The 1,212-nt window shown below is 69.8% G+C and carries 2 protein-coding genes; both read left to right on the top strand.

Going from position 1 to position 1,212, the window contains the following annotated elements:
* A partial coding sequence (locus tag IE332_RS40445) for an IS5 family transposase (RefSeq protein WP_229929325.1) occupies positions 1-855 on the top strand: 855 nt, incomplete at its 5' end.
* A 74-nt stretch (positions 856-929) separates the two neighbouring features.
* Positions 930-1,212 (top strand): hypothetical protein (locus IE332_RS40450; protein WP_373313972.1); only part of this gene is annotated, 283 nt, incomplete at its 3' end.

A 1,212-nucleotide genomic window follows, 5' to 3' on the forward strand; every position in this document is an offset into this window, starting at 1 on the left:
CTGTCGGATGACCAGTGGGCTGTGCTGGAGCCGTTGTTGCCGGGTGCCGGCGTGGGGCGTCCGGCGAGGTCGCGCCGCAGGCTGGTCGACGGGGTTCGGTGGCGAGTGCGGACTGGCGCTCCGTGGCGGGACGTTCCGCCGGAGTACGGTCCCTGGCAGACGATCTACGGGTTGTTCCGCCGCTGGCAACGACAAGGTGTCTGGCAGCGAATCCTGACTGCTCTGCAGGCGAGGGCCGATGCGGCAGGGCTGATCGTCTGGGAGGTGAACGTCGACTCGACGGTCTGCCGGGCCCACCAGCACGCCGCCGGAGCCCGGCGGGACGGGGCCAGTCAGAAGGAGCCGCCGGGTGGCGTGGGCGAGGAGCCCGCGGATCACGGACTGGGTCGTTCGCGGGGCGGCTTCACGACCAAGATCCATCTGGCGTGCGAGCAACTCCAAAGACCGATGTCCCTGCTCGTCACAGCTGGTCAGCGCGGCGACTCGCCGCAGTTCGAGGCGGTGCTCGAAGCGATCCGGGTGCCCCGGACCGGCCCGGGGCGACCGCGCACCCGTCCGCTTCGGGTGCGCGGCGACAAGGCGTATTCGTCCAGGGTCAACCGGGCCTACCTGCGCAGACGCGGCATCCAGTGCACCATTCCGGAACCGGCCGACCAGATCCGCAACCGCAAGCGGCGGGGCGCTGGCGGTGGCCGTCCGCCCGTCTTCGACCGCGAGGACTACAAGGCCCGCCATGCCGTGGAGTGCGGCATCAGCCGGCTGAAGCAGAACCGGGCGGTGGCCACCCGGTTCGACAAACTCGCCGTCCGCTTCGAGGCGGCCGTCCTCGTCGCCGCGATCAACCAGTGGCTGTGAGATCCGACGTGTCGGGCTCGCGTGCCATGCTGGCCGCGAGCCCGGAGCGGGGCGTCGCACGAGGGGAGAGACCGGTGGCCGCTGACTACTACTGCGCCGACAGCGAGAACGGCGACCACATCGACGACCCGTCCGAAGACGCCATCTTCATGCTGGTCGACGACCTCAACGACATCGACAACACGTTCGTCGTCATCCAGCCCGACGAGGACGACCCCGTCTGGTACGTCTCGGTCACCGTCCTCGACGAGGGCGGATACGAGATCGTCCGCCGCGACGCGAGCCGCCGCGAACACGACGTGATCACCGAGACCAGCATCGGCACGATCGCGCGCGACCTCATCCTCTGGCTGGCCG

The organism is Kitasatospora xanthocidica (assembly GCF_014656195.1).
GTDB lineage: Bacteria > Actinomycetota > Actinomycetes > Streptomycetales > Streptomycetaceae > Kitasatospora > Kitasatospora xanthocidica.